Source organism: Isoptericola halotolerans (assembly GCF_045689585.1).
GTDB classification, from domain to species: domain Bacteria; phylum Actinomycetota; class Actinomycetes; order Actinomycetales; family Cellulomonadaceae; genus Isoptericola; species Isoptericola halotolerans_B.
Window position 1 is genome coordinate 2,832,637 of the sequence record NZ_CP140108.1, and the last position, 19,015, is coordinate 2,851,651.

At 72.6% G+C, this 19,015-nt stretch carries 18 protein-coding genes; 7 read left to right on the plus strand and 11 right to left on the minus strand.

Features of this window, described 5'->3' with window-relative positions; genetic code table 11:
* Positions 1 to 39: 39 nt before the first annotated feature.
* Together UQW22_RS13195 and UQW22_RS13200 are read left to right on the plus strand one after the other, a co-directional pair.
* Positions 40 to 1,377 carry a glutamine synthetase family protein gene (locus UQW22_RS13195; RefSeq protein ID WP_407317469.1) on the plus strand — a complete coding sequence of 446 codons (1,338 nt, stop codon included), beginning with the start codon at positions 40 to 42 and terminating at the stop codon, positions 1,375 to 1,377.
* A 43-nt stretch (positions 1,378 to 1,420) separates the two neighbouring features.
* A complete protein-coding gene (locus tag UQW22_RS13200) occupies positions 1,421 to 4,567 on the plus strand; it encodes a bifunctional [glutamine synthetase] adenylyltransferase/[glutamine synthetase]-adenylyl-L-tyrosine phosphorylase (protein WP_407317471.1) in 3,147 nt (1,048 codons plus the stop codon).
* Positions 4,568 to 4,601: 34 nt separating this feature from the next.
* Here the strand turns inward: UQW22_RS13200 and UQW22_RS13205 are convergent, their stop codons facing one another.
* The 4 genes from UQW22_RS13205 to UQW22_RS13220 are packed head-to-tail and all read right to left on the minus strand — an operon-like array spanning position 4,602 to position 8,642.
* Entirely contained in the window at positions 4,602 to 5,726 is a 1,125-nt protein-coding gene (locus UQW22_RS13205) for an ABC transporter ATP-binding protein (RefSeq protein WP_407317472.1), read from the minus strand.
* Complete coding sequence (locus UQW22_RS13210) at positions 5,723 to 6,556, minus strand: ABC transporter permease (protein WP_407317474.1); 834 nt, start codon at positions 6,554 to 6,556, stop codon at positions 5,723 to 5,725. The genes UQW22_RS13205 and UQW22_RS13210 overlap by 4 nt, the downstream gene beginning before the upstream one ends.
* Positions 6,553 to 7,413: an ABC transporter gene (locus tag UQW22_RS13215; RefSeq protein ID WP_407317475.1), complete on the minus strand. Its 861-nt coding sequence runs from the start codon at positions 7,411 to 7,413 to the stop codon at positions 6,553 to 6,555. The genes UQW22_RS13210 and UQW22_RS13215 overlap by 4 nt, the downstream gene beginning before the upstream one ends.
* Positions 7,410 to 8,642 (minus strand): ABC transporter substrate-binding protein, encoded by a 1,233-nt coding sequence (locus tag UQW22_RS13220; protein WP_407317476.1) that lies wholly within the window; start codon positions 8,640 to 8,642, stop codon positions 7,410 to 7,412. Before UQW22_RS13220 ends, UQW22_RS13215 begins: the two co-directional genes overlap by 4 nt.
* Positions 8,643 to 8,730: 88 nt before the next feature.
* Here UQW22_RS13220 and UQW22_RS13225 point away from each other — a divergent pair, with 88 nt between their 5' ends.
* From UQW22_RS13225 to UQW22_RS13235, 3 genes are read left to right on the plus strand one after another with little or no spacing between them, the layout of a single operon-like run.
* Positions 8,731 to 9,429, plus strand: coding sequence for a TVP38/TMEM64 family protein (locus UQW22_RS13225; protein ID WP_407317478.1), 699 nt, complete (start codon positions 8,731 to 8,733; stop codon positions 9,427 to 9,429).
* On the plus strand, positions 9,429 to 10,076 hold the full coding sequence (locus UQW22_RS13230) for a CDP-alcohol phosphatidyltransferase family protein (protein WP_407317479.1): 648 nt from the start codon (positions 9,429 to 9,431) through the stop codon (positions 10,074 to 10,076). Before UQW22_RS13225 ends, UQW22_RS13230 begins: the two co-directional genes overlap by 1 nt.
* Positions 10,077 to 10,135: 59 nt before the next feature.
* The gene (locus UQW22_RS13235; protein WP_407317480.1) at positions 10,136 to 10,888 is read left to right on the plus strand and encodes a TVP38/TMEM64 family protein; all 753 of its coding nucleotides are present in this window, start codon (positions 10,136 to 10,138) and stop codon (positions 10,886 to 10,888) included.
* Here UQW22_RS13235 and UQW22_RS13240 read toward each other — a convergent pair.
* The 4 genes from UQW22_RS13240 to UQW22_RS13255 are packed head-to-tail and all read right to left on the minus strand — an operon-like array spanning position 10,846 to position 14,243.
* On the minus strand, positions 10,846 to 11,976 hold the full coding sequence (locus UQW22_RS13240) for an NAD(P)/FAD-dependent oxidoreductase (RefSeq protein ID WP_407317481.1): 1,131 nt from the start codon (positions 11,974 to 11,976) through the stop codon (positions 10,846 to 10,848). The two genes, UQW22_RS13235 and UQW22_RS13240, sit on opposite strands and share 43 nt — an antisense overlap.
* Entirely contained in the window at positions 11,966 to 13,408 is a 1,443-nt protein-coding gene (locus UQW22_RS13245) for a dihydrolipoyl dehydrogenase family protein (RefSeq protein WP_407317483.1), read from the minus strand. Before UQW22_RS13245 ends, UQW22_RS13240 begins: the two co-directional genes overlap by 11 nt.
* Positions 13,405 to 13,683, minus strand: a complete 279-nt coding sequence (locus tag UQW22_RS13250; protein WP_407317485.1) for a zf-HC2 domain-containing protein — start codon at positions 13,681 to 13,683, stop codon at positions 13,405 to 13,407. Before UQW22_RS13250 ends, UQW22_RS13245 begins: the two co-directional genes overlap by 4 nt.
* Positions 13,680 to 14,243 (minus strand): RNA polymerase sigma factor, encoded by a 564-nt coding sequence (locus UQW22_RS13255; RefSeq protein ID WP_407317486.1) that lies wholly within the window; start codon positions 14,241 to 14,243, stop codon positions 13,680 to 13,682. Before UQW22_RS13255 ends, UQW22_RS13250 begins: the two co-directional genes overlap by 4 nt.
* 119 nt (positions 14,244 to 14,362) lie before the next feature.
* Between UQW22_RS13255 and UQW22_RS13260 the strand changes: the two genes are divergently transcribed.
* Positions 14,363 to 15,067 (plus strand): haloacid dehalogenase type II, encoded by a 705-nt coding sequence (locus UQW22_RS13260; RefSeq protein WP_407317487.1) that lies wholly within the window; start codon positions 14,363 to 14,365, stop codon positions 15,065 to 15,067.
* 276 nt (positions 15,068 to 15,343) lie between these two features.
* Here the strand turns inward: UQW22_RS13260 and UQW22_RS13265 are convergent, their stop codons facing one another.
* Positions 15,344 to 15,646, minus strand: coding sequence for a helix-turn-helix domain-containing protein (locus tag UQW22_RS13265; protein WP_407317488.1), 303 nt, complete (start codon positions 15,644 to 15,646; stop codon positions 15,344 to 15,346).
* Between the two features lie 66 nt (positions 15,647 to 15,712).
* Between UQW22_RS13265 and map the strand changes: the two genes are divergently transcribed.
* A complete protein-coding gene (map, locus tag UQW22_RS13270; protein WP_407317490.1) occupies positions 15,713 to 16,495 on the plus strand; it encodes a type I methionyl aminopeptidase in 783 nt (260 codons plus the stop codon).
* Positions 16,496 to 16,515: 20 nt separating this feature from the next.
* Here map and UQW22_RS13275 read toward each other — a convergent pair whose 3' ends face one another.
* Together UQW22_RS13275 and glnA are read right to left on the minus strand one after the other, a co-directional pair.
* Positions 16,516 to 17,385, minus strand: a complete 870-nt coding sequence (locus UQW22_RS13275) for a GyrI-like domain-containing protein (RefSeq protein WP_407317491.1) — start codon at positions 17,383 to 17,385, stop codon at positions 16,516 to 16,518.
* Positions 17,386 to 17,553: 168 nt separating this feature from the next.
* A complete protein-coding gene (gene glnA, locus UQW22_RS13280) occupies positions 17,554 to 18,978 on the minus strand; it encodes a type I glutamate--ammonia ligase (protein WP_407317492.1) in 1,425 nt (474 codons plus the stop codon).
* Positions 18,979 to 19,015 lie beyond the last annotated feature (37 nt).

The following is a 19,015-nucleotide window of genomic DNA, read 5'->3' on the forward strand; positions in this document are numbered from 1 at the left end:
CGTCATCCACGGGCAACAGGTATCGGGCAGGATGGGGTCATGGACAGGCAGCAGGAGTTCGTGCTCCGCACGGTCGAGGAGCGCGACATCCGCTTCATCCGTCTCTGGTTCACCGACGTGCTGGGGGTGCTCAAGTCCGTCGCGGTCGCCCCGGCGGAGCTCGAGCAGGCCTTCATCGAGGGCATCGGGTTCGACGGCAGCTCGATCGAGGGACTGACGCGGGTCTACGAGGCCGACATGATCGCCAAGCCCGACCCGACGACGTTCCAGGTGCTTCCCTGGCGCGGGGAGCGGCACGGCACGGGCCGGATGTTCTGCGACATCCTCACGCCCGAGGGTGAGCCCTCCCTGGCGGACTCCCGCAACGTCCTCAAGCGTCAGCTCGCCAAGGCCAGCGACAAGGGCTTCACCTTCTACACCCACCCCGAGGTGGAGTTCTACCTCTTCAACCAGATGCCCTCGAGCGAGCAGCCGCTCGTCCCAGTCGACGACGGCGGCTACTTCGACCACCTCGCCCGCGGCAGCACGCACGACTTCCGGCGCGCCGCGATCACGATGCTCGAGTCGATGGGCATCTCGGTGGAGTTCTCCCACCACGAGGCGGGTCCGGGCCAGAACGAGATCGACCTGCGGTACGCCGACGCGCTCACCACGGCCGACAACCTCATGACGTTCCGCACGGTGGTCAAGGAGGTGGCGCTCGAGCAGGGGGTCTTCGCCTCCTTCATGCCGAAGCCGCTCGCCGACAAGCCGGGCTCGGGCATGCACACCCACATGTCCCTCTTCGAGGAGGACCACAACGCCTTCCACGAGCCCGGCGCACAGTTCGAGCTGTCCAAGACGGGCCGTCAGTTCATCGCCGGTCTCCTCGTCCACGCCGGCGAGATCACCGCGGTGACGAACCAGCACGTGAACTCCTACAAGCGGCTCTGGGGCGGTGCCGAGGCGCCGAGCTACATCTGCTGGGGTCACAACAACCGGTCCGCCTTGGTGCGCGTCCCGATGTACAAGCCGGGCAAGGGCAACTCCTCGCGCGTGGAGTACCGGGCGCTGGACTCGGCCGCGAACCCCTACCTCGCCTTCGCCGTGCTGCTCGCCGCCGGGCTCAAGGGCATCGAGGAGGGCTACGAGCTCCCCGAGGCGACGGAGGACGACGTGTGGGAGCTGACCGGCTCCGAGCGACGGGCGCTCGGCATCGCGCCGCTGCCCGACTCGCTCGACGAGGCGATCGAGCTCATGGAGTCCTCCGAGCTCGTCGCCGAGACGCTCGGTGAGCACGTCTTCGACTACGTGCTGCGCAACAAGCGCACGGAGTGGGATGCCTACCGCGCGCAGGTCACCCCCTACGAGCTGCGCACGTCGCTGCAGTTCCTCTGAGAGGCCTCGTCCGCCGGTGCCGCACGGTCGGTAGGGTCGTGCCGTGAGCTCGACGACGTCCGGCACCGGTAGACGCGACACCCCGACCCGACGACTCCTGCGGGCCGGCTTCGCCGACCTCGGCCGGTCGGCGAACCTCTGGGCCGACGAGTCGTTGCAGGCATGTCTGGGAGACGACGGCGGCGACGTGCTCCTGAGGGCGCTCGGGGCCACCGCGGACCCCGACCTGGCGCTCCTCCAGCTCGTCCGTCTCGTCGGCGCCCCCAGTGCCGGCGACGACCTGGGGGAGCTGCTCGCCGCCGGGGAGTCCGGGCCGGAGAGCCGAGCCCGGGCCCGGCTCCTGGCGGTGCTCGGCGCGTCGTCGGCGCTCGGCGACGAGATCATCCGCCGCCCCGAGCTGCTCGGCGTCCTCGCCGACGAGGACTCCGGCATCGGCACCGACCCCGCCGCGGTGCGCGCAGAGCTCCTGCGTGCCGTCGGTGCCGACCCGGCCGCCGAGGTCCCCGTCGCCGCTCCCGACCCGGAACCGGCGTCGGACGGGCCGCCGTCCTGGCCGGACGCGCCGGCCACCACCTCGACGGACACGCTGCGCCGCGCCTACCGGGCACGGCTGCTGAGGATCGCGGCCACCGACCTCACCGCCGGTGACCCGCTGGCCGTGCTGCCCGCCGTCGCCGCCGCCCTGTCCGACCTCGCCTCGGCGGCGCTGGAAGGAGCGCTCGCCGTGGCCCGCTCCCAGGTGCCCGACCACGGTGCCGGCGTCCGGCTCGCCGTCGTCGGGATGGGCAAGACGGGCGGCCGCGAGCTGAACTACGTCTCCGACGTGGACGTCGTCTACGTCTGCGAACCAGCCACGACGCCGGACGGGCGACCGGTGATGGAGGAGTCGGAGGCCATGCGGATCGGGACGCAGCTCGCGTCCCGGCTGCAGAAGGTCTGCGGCGGCACCTCGGTCGAGCCCTCCCTGTGGGAGGTCGACGCCGCACTGCGCCCCGAGGGGAAGCAGGGGCCGCTCGTGCGCTCGCTCGAGAGCCACGTCGCCTACTACGAGCGCTGGGCGGCGACCTGGGAGTTCCAGGCGCTGCTCAAGGCGCGGCACGTCGCGGGCGACGCCGAGCTCGGTGCCGCCTACCGCGACGCCGTCGACCCGTTCGTGTGGGCGGCGGTCAACCGCGATCACTTCGTCGAGGACGCCCAGGCGATGCGTCGACGCGTCGAGGAGCACGTGCCCGTCGCGGAGGTCGACCGCCAGATCAAGCTCGGCAAGGGCGGCCTGCGGGACGTCGAGTTCACGGTGCAGCTGCTCCAGCTCGTGCACGGCCGCACCACCGAGTCGATCCACGCGGCCAACACCTTCGCTGCGCTCGACGCGCTCGCGCACTCGGGCTTCGTGGGACGTGAGCACGCCGCCCGGATGGGGGAGTGCTACCGGTTCCTACGGTCCCTCGAGCACCGGGTCCAGCTGTACCGGCTACGCCGCACGCACCTCCTGCCGACCTCCGAGGAGGACCTGCGCCGGCTGGCCCGGTCGCTCGGCATGCGGGGGCAGGGGGCCGACGACCTCTTGCGACGCTGGCGCGACACCCGCCGCGAGGTCCGGGCGTTGCACGAGGCCGTCTTCTACCGGCCCCTGCTGCCCGCCTGGGCGCAGCTCTCCGACGACGAGCTCTCGCTCGCCCCGGACGCCGCCCGGGCGCGGTTCGCGGCGGTCGGGTACCGGGACCCCGACGGCGCCATGCGCCACGTCGTGGCGCTCACCGAAGGCACCTCGCGGCGCGCGGCCCTGCAGCGCCAGCTGTTGCCGGTGATGCTCGGCTGGTTCGCCGAGGGGGCGGACCCCGACGCCGGGCTGCTCGCCTTCCGCAAGCTGTCCGAGACCCTCGGTGCCACGCCCTGGTACCTGCGGCTGCTGCGGGACTCCGGGAATGCCGCCTACCACCTCGCCCACCTGCTGGCGTCCTCCCGCTACCTGGCCGACGCCCTGGCGCGGTCTCCGGAGTCGGTGCAGTGGCTCGCCGACACCTCACGCCTCGAGCCCCGCGGACCGCAGCGGCTCGCCGCGGAGGCGGACGCCGTGCTCGCCCGGGTGGACGACCCCGGCCCCGCCGCGACGAAGCTGCGTGCGTTGCGTCGCCGCGAGCTGGCGCGCACCGGCGCGGGCGAGGTGCTCGGGGTGCTCGACCCCGTCCGTGCCCAGGCGGCGATCTCCGACGCGGCGGACATGGTCCTCCTCGGCGGGCTGCGGGTCGCCGAGTACGCCACCCGTGCCGAGATGGGGCTCGGCACCGACGCGGCGGCCAACCCGACGCGGATGCTCGTGGTCGCCATGGGACGGATCGGCAGCCGGGAGATGGGCTACGGCTCCGACGCGGACGTGATGTTCGTGCACGACCCGGTGCCCGGTGCCGACGCCGCGCAGGCGAAGGACTTCGCGCTGCGCACGGCGCGCACCCTGCAGAAGATGCTCTCCGCCGTCGGGCCCGAACCGAACCTGCCCGTCGATGCCGACCTGCGCCCGGAGGGCCGTCAGGGCGCACTCGTGCGCACCTTCGACTCGTACGTGGAGTACTACGAGCGGTGGATCGACGTCTGGGAGCAGCAGGCGTTGCTGCGCGCACGCCCGCTCGCCGGGACGCTGGGTGGTGACGCGGATCTGGCCGGTCGCTTCGCGACCCTCGTCGACCGGTACCGCTACCCGGCCGGTGGGCTCCCGGAAGCCGCCCTGCGCGAGGTGCGCCGCATCAAGGCCCGGGTGGAGTCCGAACGGCTCCCACGGGGCGCGGATCCGACCCGCCACCTCAAGCTCGGCCGGGGAGGGGTCTCCGACGTGGAGTGGGCCGCGCAGCTCCTGCAGCTCCAGCACGCCCACGAGGTGCCCGGGCTGCGGGTGACCGAGACGGTCTCGGCCCTGGACGCCGCGGAGTCGGCCGGCCTGCTCGACCCGCTGGACGCCGAGTGGCTGCGCGAGGCGTGGATGCTCGCCTCGCGTCTGCGGGCCGCGCTGGTGCTCTGGTCCGGCAAGGTCGGCGGGCCTCGCGGCGACGTGCTGCCCGCCGACGCGTGGGCGTTGTCCGGGCTGGCGAATCTCCTCGGCGACGTCGGGACCGGCGGCGAGCTCGAGGAGGTCTACCTGCGGACGTCCCGGCGGGCCCGGGCCGTCATGGAGCGGGTGGTCTACGGCGAGGAATGAACGGCGGTCGTGCCGGGCACGTTCTCTCGTCGGTTCACCGCGCCCCCGTGCGTGACGGTTCGCGGCACGCCATCGTGCCGGAGCGATGCGCCGTCGGCAGCGCCCACTGACCCGGTGCGCCCGGCGTCAGTTCCACCCGGGTCCGGGCGCCGAGAGGCACGTCCGCACCGAAGGGCATCTCGACCTCCACGGGTGTGCCGTCGTCGCCCGTGAGCGAGGCGACCACGCGTGCGCCCGCCGTCCGGCGTCGGACGACCTGCGCCGCGAGTCCGGGCAGGTGGGGTTCGCCTCCTCGTGCAGCGCCGGGTGCGGGATCCTGGAGCCGGAGGGCCTCGCGACGCAGGACCAGGACGGCGTCACCCGTCGTGGGACAGTCGGCCGCGACCGGGATCCGGCCCCACAGCGAGTGGTGCACGCCGTGGTGCACGTCGCCGGGAACCTCGGTGAATCCTCCCAGGAGCCTGGCGGTCGGCAGGCTCGCGGGCCTGCTGTACAGCTCGCTCGTCGGGGCCTGCTGGTGCACCGTGCCGTCGATGAGGACCACGGTGGAATCGGCGAGCGCCGCCTCGTCGATGTCGTGGGTGACCATCAGGATCGTGGGGGACACGGCGGCACGCACCTCGGTCAGGAGGTCGTGCATCGAGGTGCGCAGCTCGCGGTCCAGCGAGCTGAACGGCTCGTCGAGCAGCAGCACACCCCGTTCGGCGGCCAGGGCCCGAGCGAGGGCGACACGCTGCTGCTGACCGCCCGAGAGGGCGCCGACACCACGACGGTCGAAGCCTTCGAGGTGGACGAGCCGCAGGTACCGCTGCGCGCTGCGCCGGGCCTCACGGCGCCGGACCCCGGCCAGCCGCGGTGCGAAGGCGACGTTGCCGGCGACATCCAGGTGGTCGAACAACGACGGGTTCTGGAACATGACCGTCAGGTCACGATGTTCCGTGGGTCGCTCGGAGACGTCCTGACCGTTGATCTCGACCCGCCCGGTCGTGGAGCGTCGGAGTCCGGCGGCGACCCGCAGCAACGTGCTCTTGCCCGAACCCGAGGGCCCGACGACCGACACCATGGCGCCGTCGTCCACGGAGACGGACACGCTGCGCAGGGAGTCGTCGTCGGCCGCCGGGTAGCGGTGCCGGACCGCCCGGATCTCCAAGGTGCTCATCGACGGGTCCTCTCGGGGGCCGGGTCCAGGTCGGGGGTCGTGCGGCGTGGTCGGCCGACACGCCGTGCGGCTGCCGCCGCCGTCACCAGCAGCACCGGGGGCACGAGCGCCGCCAGGGCCAACGCTGCGGTGATCGGCTCGTTGCCCGACCCGGCGGCGGCCGCGCCGAGCAGCACCGGAGCGGTGATCAGCTGTCCGCCGCCGATCAGCACCGTCACGACGTAGTCGCTCCACCCCACCAGGAAGGCCAGCAGCGCCGCGACGAGGATGCTCCCGCGGATGGCGGGCAGCACGACGCGTGTGTGTGCCTGGCGCGGTGTCGCGCCCAGCGCCCGCGCTTGTTCGTCCAGCTGTGGTGAGATGCGGGCGAACCCCGTCGCGCTGGTGTACGACGTGTAGGGCAGGGCGAATGCGGCCAGCACCAGGACCACGGCGACCGTCCCGGGCAGCCCGGCGCGGATCAGGATGACGTCCAGGCCCATGGCGACCGCGAACGGCGGCAGGATCAGTGGCACCAGCAGGACCGTCACCAGGAGTCGCGGTCGGTGACCGAGACGCCATCCCAGCACCATGCCGATCAGGACACCCGGGGGCGTGGCGACGGCGGCCACCGCGAGCCCGAGCGCCGTCGACCGCGCCAGGGCGGCCGGCAGCCCGGCGGCGAGCGCGTCGCTCCACCCCCCGAACCCCCAGACCTGGGGCAGGACCGCGGGGAAGCTCCATCGGTCCGCCGCGGCCCAGAGCAGGACGGGCAGCAGCGGGACCGCGAGCAAGGCGACGACGGTCGCCACGAGGACGGCGCCGCCGACGTCTCTCACCCACCTGTTCACGAGACCTCCTGCGCCCGGGTGACGAGGGCTCGCACCCGCGGCAGCGCCACCAGGGCGGGCACGGTCAGCAGCAGGGCGAGGGCGGCGCCGGTGACCGCCGCCGCGGCGGCCGCCGGCCGGTCGGCGAGCTCGATCGACCCGAACAGGCGGAAGGCCAGGACGGGCAGCGGCTCCGGCGCGGCCCGGCCCAGGATCCAGGCGATCTCGTAGTTGCCGACGGCGTAGACGAGGGTGACCAGGGACGATGCCGCCAGCGCCGGGCCGGCGGTCGGCAGCAGGACCCGGGTGACGCGGTGCCGGAGGCCGGCGCCCAACGCCGCCGCGACCTGCATCCGTCCGGCGTGCCCCGGTGCCACGGAGGCCAGCACGACGAGCGCGACGAAGGCCGACTCCTTCCACGCCAGCTCCAGGACGGTGGCGACCGGCCACGGGCCACCGACCAGCGGCGGCCACGCCTCGATGCCGAGCGCGCCCGCGGACACCCGGGCGGCGAGCCCGCCGTCACCGAGCAGGAGGGCCACCGACGTGGCCCCGACCAGGTGGGGCACGGACAGCACCACGAGACACGCGACCCGCACGGCGACCGCGCCCCGGCCACCGCGCAGCATCAGCATCGCCAGGCCCAGCCCGGCCGCCGCGGCCAACGACGTCGCCGGCACCGCGATGAGCAGGGACTCGCCGATGCCGGCCAGGAGATCGGGCGCTGCGCTGCGCCACCCGTGCAGCCCGGGCTCCGGGTCGCCGTAGAGCGGCATCAGACCGAACGAGGTGGCCAGCACGGCGACCATCCCCGCACCGGCCACCACGGTGACGACCACGACGCCCGGGAGCGCACCGCGTGGCGAGCGAGCCGTCATGGACGCGCCAGCACCTCGTCGCGCCACCCCTGGTCCAACGGCGTCACCCACGACGACGAGAGCTCCGGGCGGGCGTTCGCCGCCAGCTCCGCGTACGGCGGGACGACCGGCGAGGAGGGCAGCTCGTCGAAGCGGGCGGCGTCCCGGTCGCCGAGGAGTCCGGTATCGAGCACCGTGAACTGGCCCCAGACCTCGGGGTCGGCCTTCGTGGCCTGCTGCTCGGGCGAGAGCGCGAGGTCGGCCACGGCCATGGCGCCCGCGCGGTCCGGGGAACCGGCCGGGATCGCCAGGAAGCTCGCGTTGCCGATCGTGCCCTCCTGCACCGTCAGCACGCGCGTGGTGTCGGGGAAGGTGCCGTCCCGGACCAGTTCGGTGAGGGTGGCGGGGCCGTAGGTCATCGTGAAGTCGACCTGTCCGTCGGCGTAGAGCCGATCCAGCGCAGCCTGGTCGCGGGGATACGTGCGGCCCTCGCGCCAGAGCGAGGGCGCCACCCCGTCCAGCTCCTCCCACAGCGCCGGGGTCAGGTCGTCGAACGCGGCGACGTCGAAGGCGGGAGGAACCCTGCCGTCGGCGACCTCGTAGAGCATCTGGCGCACGAAGACGGAGCCGGTGAAGTCGGGGGGCGCCGGGTAGGTGAACCGGCCGGGGTGCTGGCGGGCCCAGTCGAGCAGTCCGGCGACGCTCGCGGGCGGGTCGGTGACCCGAGCCGAGTCGTAGGCGAGGACGAACTGGGCCTTGTGCCACGGAGCCTCGCACCCGTCGACGCTCACGCCGAAGTCCTCGGCGACCAGGGGGTCGTCCGCCGCGACGTGCCTCATGTTCGGCAGGTCGTCGGCCCACCCGCACCACCAGGCGCCGGCCTCCTGGCCGGTGGCGAAGTTGTCGCCGTTGACCCACACGAGATCGACGGTCCCGTCGTCGCTGCCCGCGGCATGCTCGGCGAGCACTCGTCGCACCGCGTCCTTGGTGTCGGCCACGGGGACCCGGCGCAGCGTGACACCCAGGCCGGCGGCGGCCGGTGTCAGATGGTCGTCGACGTACGAGTTGCCCCGTTCGTCGCCCCCGTACATCCACAGGTCGACCGTCTGTCCGTCCGCCTCGGCGAGCACCTGCGGCCACGGTCGCTCGACCGCCGTCGTCGGTGACCCGTCGCCGGGGGCCGCGCACGCGGCCAGGAGAAGAGCCGAGCCGGCGACGGCTGCCGGCAGGGCGAACGATCGGGGGTGCATGGACTGCGGTGTCTCCTCGGTCGACGGACTGGTGCGGCGTGACCCTCGACTGGGGAACACATCGAGGGGGTCGGGGACTTCCCGTCCTGTGGAACTGCACAGACCCGCACGACGCCCGTGGGCCTGGGTGCGTCTCGGCGTGCTCCTGGCCGTCCTGCTCGCGTTGACCGTCGTCGAGCAGGCACGCGGGTGGGACGACGTCCAGCTGCTGCGCGATCTGGTCGAGGGCGCAGGAGCTCTCGGCGGCGTCGTCTTCGTGGCCGGGTACGCCCTGCTGTGCCTGGTGCCGATCCCCAAAGCAGTCCTGACGACGCTGGGTGGGTTGCTCTACGGTCTGTGGCTGGGTGCCCTGCTGTCGTGGCTCGCGGCGCTCGCCGGGGCGGTGCTGGCCTTCGTGCTGGGGCGGCTCGTCGGACGTGACGCGATCGAAGGTCTGACGCAGGGCCGGGTGGCGCAGGCCGACAGGCTCCTGACCCGACACGGCCTCGGGGCCGTCGTCGCCGTCAGGCTGGTGCCCGTGGTCCCGTTCACCGCGATCAACTATGCCGCGGGGCTGACCGGAGTGCGGTGGTGGCACTACCTTGTCGGGTCGGCACTGGGCATGGTGCCGGGCAGCCTGGCCTACGCCGCCCTGGGAGCCTGGGGCACCGACCCGTGGGGCGTCTTCGTCGGTGCGGCCGCGCTGGTCGTCCTCGTCGTCGCCGGCGGGCTGCTGGGACGGCACCTGTGGGGAACCGACGCTGGCAGCACCGCCGGCGGCGACACCGATGCGCAGGAGGCACGCTGATGTTCGACGCCGTTCTCCGTCGCCGTCTCGACGGCCCGCTGGCGAGGCTCGCCGGCCACATCGACAGGCCGTGGCTCACCCCGGACCGGCTCACCGTGGCCGGGCTCGTCACGGGGCTCGCGAGCGGCGCCCTCGCAGCCTCCCAGCTGTGGGGATGGGCGCTGGTCGCCTGGTTGTTCTCCCGGGCGATGGACGGTCTCGACGGGCCGCTCGCCCGGCGACGGGCGCCGTCGCGACACGGGTCGGCGGCCGGCGGGTTCCTGGACATCACCGCTGACTTCGCCGTCTACGGCGTGACCGTCATCGGTGTCGCGGTGGGCACCACGACCGGTGCGGACGCGCTGTCCCAGTGGTTGCCGTTCGCGGCCGTCCTGCTCGCCTACTACGTCAACGGTGCCGCGTTCCTGGCGTTCTCGTCCATCGCCGAACGGACCGGGCGGCGGATCGACGACGGCCGGACCTTGAACTTCCTGGGAGGGGTCGCCGAGGGGGCGGAGACGATCGTCGTGCACTCCCTGTGGCTGATCTTCCCGGGGCACGCGGCGCTGATCGCCGGTCTCTGGGCGGTGGTGGTCGCCGTCAGTGCCGTGCACCGCATCGTGGCCGGCTACCTGACGCTGCGGCGACCTGACGACGAGAAGTCGTGACCCGCCGGGCCTGTCGACCCGTGGGAAGCCCCGAGGGTGGTCGGCGGGTTGCCGATGGTGTGACGACACCACCAGGACGCCCCGCCCCCGAGCCCGCCGTCGAACCGCCCCCGCCCGGATCGACCCGGGGCGCCGCCGTCCGCCTGGTGCTCCTGGTGCTCGGCTTCGCCGCGGCTGCCGTGGCGCTGCAGCTGAGCGGATGGAGCGGCCCCGAACGCCTCCAGGAGCTCGTCGAGTCGGCGGGCTGGTCGGGGGTGCTCGTCTTCGTGGTGGGCTATGCGGTGCTGGTCCTCGTGCCCTCGCCGGCATCGCTGCTGACCATCCTCGGTGGCGCCCTCTTCGGGGTGTGGTGGGGTGCTCTGCTGGCGTGGGCCGGGGCACTGCTCGGTGCGTTCGGCGGCTTCCTCATCGGGCGAAGGATGGGCCGACCCGCGGTCGACCGGCTGCTGCGCGGTCGGCTGCAGCAGGCGGACCAGGTGCTCGCCCGCCACGGTCTGGTCGCCGTCCTCGCGGTCCGCCTGGTCCCGCTGTTCCCCTTCACTGCGCTGAACTACGCAGCCGGGCTCCTGGGCGTGCGGGCGCGCGACTACGTCGTGGGCACCGCGGTCGGGATCGTGCCGGGCACGCTCGCCTATGCGGCGGTCGGCGCCTCGGGAGCCGATCCGCGGGGCATCGTGATCGGTGTCGGTGGTCTCGTGGTCCTGGCAGTGCTGGGAGGAACGGTCGGGCGCAGGCTGCTCGCCCGGAGCGCGGCCCCGGCCGTGGAGGATCAGGATCCGGGTGCGGTCGGGGACGACCCGCCGTCACGGTAGCGGGCCAGCCACCGTCGATCGATGCGGCGTTTCACCGTGAGGCTGGACCGGCCCAGCCACCAGCGCCGTCCGCGCACGGCCAGGGCGGTGCCCCCTCCCAGGTCCAGGATCGAGAGCGTCCTGCGCGGAGGTCGGTAGACGGGGCGACGGTCGCCGCGGGCACGGGCCTCGAACGCGGAGAGCAGGACGGGACCCTGCCGGACGCCGTGGACACCGGTGCGGGGCAGTGACGCGGGCAGGAAGTCGGCGCAGTCCCCGACCGCGTAGACGTCGTCGTCGTCGCGATGCTGCAGGGTCGCCCGGACGGGGAAGCCGTCCAGGCCGCCCAGGGGAGCCCTGCGAGCCAGAGCGGGAGCGGAGAGCCCCGAGGCCAGGACGGCGAGGTCATGCGTCCACCGGGTCCCGTCGCGGAGTCGAACGGACGTGCGGTCGAGAAGCTCGATCTGCGCGCCCGTGCGCACCCGGACGCCCCGCTCCTCGAGCAGCACGAGCACGCGGGTCCTGGCGGAGGGTGGCAGGAAGCCGCCCACGTGGTCGCCCGACTCGATCAGGTGGACACGGTCGACGTCGTGCCGTGCGCCCAGGTGGGCGGCGAGCTCGATGCCGCTGGCCCCGCCTCCGACGACGGTGATCCGGTGACCGTTCCCCGACGGTCGACCGGCGAGGTGCTCGCGGAGCCGGGCGAGACCGTCGAGCGGTTTGACGCCGACGGTGCCGGCGGTGCCGGCGGCGATCTGCGTGGAGGCATCGGCGGTGGTGACGCTGCCGATGTTGAACGAGACGATGTCCCAGGTCAGCCGGTCACCGCCGTCGGTCGACGCGGTGCGCGCCACCGGGTCGACGTCGACGACCATGCCCCGGAGATGGTCCACGGCCGCGTGACGTGCGAGCGCGCCCACGTCGATCCGGCCCTCGTGCGGATCGTGACCGCCGGCGGCGATCGCCGCGGCGAGCCCGCTGTAGTCGAACCATCGGGGCGCCACCAGGCAGACCTGGTAGCCGGCCCCGGCCAACCGGGGGGCGTGCCGCAGCAGGTGGAGGTGCGCGTGCCCGGCACCGACCAGGAGCAGGCGCCGTTCAGGACGCACGATGTCCGAGCCACCGACGGCGTGCGCGCCGCAGCAGTCCCACCGCCGTGCCGACGACCGGCCCCGCGAGCAGACCGCGGACGTCGGCGACCGACGCGTTCCACAGCCCGTCGTTCCAGGTCGGGTACGGGTGGATGATGCCGGCCAGATCCCGTGTGCGCAGGCCTTGCCGCACCGCCACGGTGAGCTCGCCGAGACTCTCTCCCGCACGGGGGCCCACGACGGTCGCACCGACGATCCTGCCCCGGCGGTCAACGGCGAGCCTCGAGAACCCCTCCGTCCGGCCCTCCACCACGGCGCGATCCACGTGCTCGTGGTTCACCGTCACGATGCGGACCCCTCGCGGGGCACGTCCCGTGTCGATGCCGACGGCGCCGACCTCCGGGTCGGTGTAGGTCACCCGGGGGACCGCCGAGGTCTCCACGGTGCGCCGCACGCCCAGGACCGCGTTGCTGCCGGCGAGGCTCCCGTGGACGCTCGCCACGTGGGTGAACTGCGGGTGGCCGGTCAGGTCCCCGGCCGCCCAGATGCGCGGATTCGTGGTCCGCAGGCGGGAGTCGACGACCACGAACCCGTGCTCGTCCAGCTCCACCCCGACCTCCTCCAGGCCGATCCCGTCGGTCCGTGGCCGACGACCGACGGCCACCAGCAGCCGGTCGAACTCGACCGAGCTGCCGTCGTCCAGGCGCAGCGCACCGGAACGTGCGCCCGAGACGTCGACGGACGTCACCGACTGCCCGGTGCGGACCGAGACACCGTCGGCCTCCAACGCCTGCCGCACCGCGGCGGCGGCGTCCGCGTCCTCACGCGGCAGGATGCGCGCCGCCCCCTCGACCACCGTCACCTCCACGCCCAGACGGGCCAGACCCTGACCCAGCTCGCACCCGATGCTGCCGCCGCCGAGTATCGTCAGTCGGCGCGGTGCCTCGTCGAGATGCCAGACATCGTCGCTGGTCAGAAACTCGCGGTCCGCCAACCCGGGGATCGGCGGGACGGCGGGCGCCGCGCCGGTGGTGACGACGGCCTGGGTGAAGTGCACCGTCTCGCCGTCCAGATCCAGCGTCCCGTCACCTCGGAACCGGCCGTGCCCCGACCGTACGGTCACTCCGGCGCGGGCCAGCGCCTCGGGTGAGTCGATCGGGGCGATCCGGTCGATCGACGTGCGCACGTGGTCCAGGGTGCGCCCCAGGTCGGTGTGCACGCCGTCGACCTGCACGCCGAGACGTCCGGCGCGCCGGGCGCTCGCGGCGGCCTGACCGGCGGCGAGCAGCGCCTTCGACGGGACGCAACCGGTCCACAGACAGTCCCCGCCCGGACGGTCACGCTCCACCAGCAGCACCCGGGCGCCGAGTCCGGCGGCGGACTTGGCCGCGACGATGCCGGCGGTGCCGCCACCGAGGACGAGCAGGTCCCAGCGGTCCGGCCGGCTCATGGGCGCCGTCCCTCGGAGAGGTCGGTGAGCACGGCACCCAGGCGGTCGACGACGTCCGGGTCGACCGGTCGGCGCCCTTGCCACAGCGAGAGCGCCCGGTGCATCGATCGGTGCTGGCGCACGGCTTCCCGGCACCGTGCGCAGCCGGCCACGTGCTCCTCCAGGCGGGTGATCTCGCCCGGGGTCAGTGGTGCCGCGGGGTCGGCGTCCAGGTAGCGCTGGATACGCCGTGCGGTCCATCGGCAGGTGATCATCTGCCGGAGCATTCCGATCATGGCTGCTCTCCTCGGGTGGTCAGGGCGGGGCCGAGCCTCCTGCGGACGCGTTCGCGCGCACGGCTCAGGCGGGACATCACCGTGCCGACGGGGACGTCGAGGACGGCCGCTGCCTCGGCGTAGGACAGGTCGTGGACGTCGACGAGGACGAGGGCGGAGCGGAACTTCGGGGTGAGGCTCTCCACGGCCTGCTGGAGAGCACCGTCCAGCTCGTCCACGATGTACAGATCCTCGGCGGCCGGGGACTCGGCGGCACCGAACGCGGGACGCGAGGCGTGGATCAGCTCCCAGTCGTCCAGGGCGATCGGGCGACGACGACGGTGCATGTTGCGGTTCGTGTTGCGCACGATCGTGAGCAACCATGCGCGGGGGTGGCGTCCGTCGAACTTGTCGAGGGCGCGGAAAGCGCGCACCAGCGACTCCTGGACGAGGTCCTCGGCGTCGGCTTCGCTCCCGGTGATGCTGCGAGCCACGCGCAGCATCACCGGGATCTCGGGTTCGACGACGGCACCGAACGCGTGGCCACGCTCGACCTCCTCCGGGGTCCTCGTCTCGCTCATGCCAGGGGAACCCGGCGCGTACCCGGATGTGTTCCAGCGGCTGCGACGTCGTCGGAACCTCGTGCGGCGTCGGGCCTCTCGGGGCTACCGTGCCAGCAGACACCTTTGCAGGAGGAACGATGACACCCGCGCACGCAGACCTGAGCGAGGGACGGCCGCATCTCGTCGTCCTCGACGTCAACGAGACGCTGTCCGACCTCGCGCCGATGGGTGAGGCGTTCGTGGAGGCCGGCCTCGACGCCGGCGATGCCGAGGCATGGTTCGCCGGGGTGCTGCGCGACGCCTTCGCCCTCACCGCGCTCGGCGACAACCCGGGCTTCGCCGAGATCGGCGGCGCGGCGCTGCGGATCCGGTTGGCAGCCGCGGGCGTCGCCGACCCGGCCGCCGGTGCACGAAGGATCATGGAGCGCTTCGCGCGCCTGGCACCGCACCCTGACGTCGTCCCCGGGCTGCTGGCCCTGGCGGACCAGGGCTGCCGGATCGTGACGCTCAGCAACGGCTCGGCCGACGTGGCTCGCGCCCTGCTGGCGGACACCGCGGCCGGCGCCGTCGTCGAGCACTACCTGCAGGTCGCCGAAGCAGGCGCCTGGAAGCCGCACTCCCGGGCCTACGCCCACGCCCTCGCCACCACCGGCGTCGAGGCGGAGCAGGCCATGCTCGTCGCCGTCCATCCGTGGGACGTCGAAGGGGCCCGACGCGCGGGACTGCGCACCGCATGGATCAACCGGACGGGGGGCGGGTACCCCGACCACTTCGCACCTGCCGACGTGGAAGCACGATCGTTCGTCGAGCTTGCCGCAGCACTCGGGGCATCACCCGTCTGAGCGGGCGTCGCTGAGCGGGCGGCAACCGACCTACACGCCGGGGCCTGCTTCTCGTTCACCCCGACGGTGCAGCCGCCCGGCAACTGCAACTGCAGGGTGGTTGCGGGCGCTCGTCGAGATCCGGGGTACTGCAGGCCACTCCGAGCACGTACGACGCGGCCGCCGTCGCGCAGGTCGGTCACCGACGAGGCCACGCCCATGCTGGTCGTGCGAGGGTGGTCCTCGCCGCCGCACCATGTCGGGTCGGCCGAGACAGCGGAACGCATGCGCGAGCGCTCACGACGCCAGGCGCTCGCGGGCGCTGCTTCTGGAGCCGGCCCCCTCGGTCTCGCGCTCGGAGCCGTTGATCTCGGCCCAGACCTCGTCGAGGGAGAGGCCGAGGACGTCGGCGATCGCCGCGATGGTGGGGAAGGCCGGGGTGGCGACGCGACCGGTCTCGATCTTCCGGAGTGTCTCCGGGGAGACGCGTGCGTCCAGTGCGGTCTCCAGCATCGACCGGTCTCCTCGGGCGCGACGGAGCAAGGCGCCGAGGCGGCGTCCACGCTCGACGTCCTCGGGAGTGAGCGGCAACCGGACCATGCTGACGATTGTAGTACCGGGATAGTATGGCCGGGATAGTTATTGGAAGCGTGGAAGAGGTGCTGCATGATCGAGATCCTGAACCCTGCCGAGCTGGCCCGTGCGAGGGACGCCGGAGCCCTGGTGGCCGACATCCTGCAGACGCTGAAGCGCCGGGCGTCTGTCGGTACGAACCTGCTGGACGTCGACCGGTGGGCGCGGTCCATGATCGACGACGCGGGCGCGACGTCCTGCTACGTCGACTACGAGCCCTCGTTCGGGCGTGGCCCGTTCGGTCACTACATCTGCACCGCGGTGAACGACGCCGTGCTGCACGGCCGACCGTCGGACACCACGCTCCACGACGGCGACCTGCTGACGCTCGATCTCGCCGTCGTCCTGGACGGCGTGGCTGCCGACTCCGCGATCAGCTTCGTCGTCGGTGACTCGATGCCGGCGGTGAGCGTCGCGATGATCGAGACGACGGAACGTGCGCTGGCGGCGGGCATCGCCGCGGCCCGGCCCGGGGCGCGCATCGGTGACATCTCCCACGCCATCGGCACCGTGCTCTCCGAGGCCGGGTACCCGATCAACACGGAGTTCGGCGGCCACGGCATCGGGTCGACGATGCACCAGGACCCGCACGTGGCCAACACCGGGCGGCTCGGCCGCGGGTACCGACTGCGGCCGGGCCTGCTGCTGGCGCTCGAGCCGTGGGTCATGGAGGACACCGCCGAGCTCGTCACCGACCCCGATGGCTGGACGCTGCGCAGCGCGACCGGCTGCCGGACCGCGCACAGCGAGCACACCATCGCGATCACCGACGGCGGGGCCGAGATCCTCACGCTGCCGACGTCGCCGCCCGCGTGAGGATCTCGGGCTCGCCTCGGTCAGGCGCGCTCGACCGGTAGCCAGATCTCGCAGGTGGCGGTCGTGAAGTCCTCGTCGTGCTCGAGGACCGCCACGATCGACGGGCCGGGCCGCAGCCGCCACGGGTTCGACGGGAACCACTCCGCGGCGGTGGCCGCGTAGGCCTCCTGCAGGGCCTGCGGGTGCGGACCCTGGGTCGTGAACACCGCCCAGCTCCCGGCGGGGACGGCGATGCTGTCCAGGTCGTCGGGGACCGGGGTGCCGTCGCTGACGGCCACTCCGTGCAGGTAGGTCAGCTCGGTGCCCTCCGGGCTGTCCTGCTCCAGCTCGTCGCTGACCTGCAGGATCCCGGCGGGGGAGGTGTTGCTCATCTCCTTGAGTCGCAGGTGCTCCTCCGCGGGGATTGCGGCGATGTGCTCCTGGATGTGCGGGTTGACGCCCTCGTGGACGAGCGGCACCCGGGTGGCGTGGCCGACGAGGCGGAGGTCGGGTCGTTCGGTGAGGCGGACGTGCATGGGTCTGTTCCCTTCGACGGTCAGGCGGAACCTGAGCTGCTGTTGACTGCGGAAGGGGCCCCCGTCGCGACGCGCCTCGCTGAGACCGAGGCCGTGGACGGCGCGGAACGCGCGTCCGAACGCCTCGGTCGACCCGTAGCCGTACCGGACGGCCAGCGTCAGCAGGTCGTCGGACGACTCCGCCACGTCGGCCGCTGCGACGGTCATGCGCCGACGACGGACGTACTCCGAGACGGGCACGCCCGCGAGCGACGAGAACATCCGTCGCAGGTGGTGCTCGGTGGTCCCGTGCTCGGCCGCCACGGCGGCGACGTCGACCTGCTCGGCCGCCGCCTCCTCGACGGCGCCCATCAGGTGGTTCAGCGCTGCGAACATCGGGGACCTCCTTCCGCGTACCAGCCTCCGGGAACGGGAGGCGTCCGCGCCCGATCATCGCGGACCGGTTCGATCATCGCGGTATGACGTTGCGGAACGACGAAGGCCCCGCCGATGGCGGGGCCTTCGTGGTGACGCCGCAGCGTCGGGTCCTGCTCCTGCGACCGATCAGATGTCGTAGTAGAGCTCGAACTCGTGCGGGTGCGGGCGCAGACGGATCGGGTCGATCTCGTGGGTGCGCTTGTAGTCGATCCACGTGGCGATGAGGTCCTCGGAGAACACGTCGCCCTCGGTGAGGAAGTCGTGGTCGGCCTCGAGGTTGTCCAGGGCCTCGCCGAGGGAGGCGGGAACCTGGGCGATCTCCGCGTGCTCCTCGGGCGGGAGCTCGTAGAGGTCCTTGTCGACCGGCGCCGGCGGCTCGATGCGGTTCTTGATGCCGTCGATGCCCGCGAGGAGCTGGGCGGCGAACGCGAGGTACGGGTTGGCCGACGGGTCCGGCACGCGGAACTCGACGCGCTTGGCCTTCGGCGAGTTGCCGGTGACCGGGATGCGGATGCACGCGGAGCGGTTGCGGGCCGAGTAGACCAGGTTGACCGGGGCCTCGTAGCCGGGCACGAGCCGGTGGTACGAGTTGGCCGACGGGTTGGTGAACGCGAGCAGCGACGGCGCGTGCTTGAGCAGGCCGCCGATGTACCAGCGGGCCATGTCGGACAGGCCGCCGTAGCCCTTCTCGTCGTAGAACAGCGGGTCGCCGTTCAGCCACAGCGACTGGTGCGAGTGCATGCCCGAGCCGTTGTCGCCGAAGATCGGCTTCGGCATGAAGGTCACGGACTTGCCGGCCTGCCAGGCGACGTTCTTGACGACGTACTTGAACTTCATCAGGTCGTCGGCGGAGTGCAGCAGGGTGTTGAACTTGTAGTTGATCTCCTGCTGGCCGGCGGTGCCCACCTCGTGGTGCGCGCGCTCGACGTCGAGCCCGACCTGGGCCAGCGCCGCGCAGATGTCGTCCCGCAGGTCCGCGAACTGGTCGTTGGGGGAGACGGGGAAGTAGCCACCCTTGTAGCGGGTCTTGTACCCGAGGTTGCCGCCCTCCTCCTCGCGACCGGTGTTCCAGGCCGCCTCGACGGAGTCGATCTGGTAGAAGCTGGAGTTGGCCGACGTCTGGAACCGGACGTCGTCGAAGATGTAGAACTCGGCCTCGGGGGCGAAGAACGCGGTGTCCGCGATGCCGGTCGAGCGCAGGTACGCCTCGGCCTTGGCGGCGATCGTGCGCGGGTCGCGACCGTAGGGCTCGTCCGTGAACGGGTCCACGATCGAGAAGTTCATGATGAGCGTCTTGCGCTTGCGGAACGGGTCGAGGTACGCCGTGGTGACGTCCGGGACCAGCTTCATGTCCGACTCGTGGATCGCCTGGAAGCCTCGGATCGAGGAGCCGTCGAACATCAGGCCCTCGGTGAAGGAGTCCTCGTCGAACTGCCCGACGGGGATGTTGAAGTGCTGCATCACGCCCGGCAGGTCGATGAACCGGACGTCGATGAACTCCACCCCCTCGTCGCGGGTGAAGGCGATTGCCTCCTCGGCATTGGTGAACATGCAGGCTCTCCTTGGTGAGACGGTGCCAGGTCGCTCG